We start from the raw sequence: 669 nt of genomic DNA on the forward strand, positions 1-669 counted from the left end.
CAGCAAGAGCAGCGTATAAAACTAATTCCTTTTTCGGTTACTAAAATTCTTGAAAACGGTATTTCGGTAGTTGATGATAAAATTAAAGATAATGATATAAGTTATAAATTATCGTTTAATAAAAATTTGCAAGGACTTCACAATTATGAGAATATTGCAGCAAGTTATGCAGTAGCTAAAATAATAGGAGTAGAACCTAAAAAAATAATTGAGTCTATAAGTAGTTTTCAAAGTTTACCTCATAGAATGCAATATATCGGTAGTATAAATAATATAAGTTTTTACAATGATAGTAAAGCAACAAATGCCATATCTGCCGTGCAATCAATTAAAGCACTAGATAATATTTACTGGCTTGCTGGAGGAATCTCTAAAGAGGGTGGTATTGAGGAAATAAAGCCTTATTTCAGTAAAATTAAGAAAGCTTATTTTTATGGTCAAGCTAAAGAAATATTTGCAAATACTGCTAAGAATATAGTAGATTTTGTAATATGTGATGATCTTGAACAAGCCTTCGATCTTGCTTATAAGGATGCAATAGGTGATAATGCGGAGGTAAAAAATATCTTGTTAGCACCTAGTTGTAGTTCATATGATCAGTTTAAAAATTTTGAAGAGCGTGGAGAGTTGTTTATAAAATTGTGTAGTATACTGTCACCCCGTGGCTTG

General features: G+C 30.6%; 1 protein-coding gene. It reads left to right on the plus strand.

What is annotated here, in order from left to right:
- On the plus strand, positions 1–669 hold a 669-nt coding region (locus MB29_RS07195), incomplete at both ends, for a glutamate ligase domain-containing protein (protein WP_032139665.1).

It is taken from the genome of Rickettsia tamurae (assembly GCF_000751075.1).
Classification (GTDB): Bacteria; Pseudomonadota; Alphaproteobacteria; order Rickettsiales; family Rickettsiaceae; genus Rickettsia; species Rickettsia tamurae.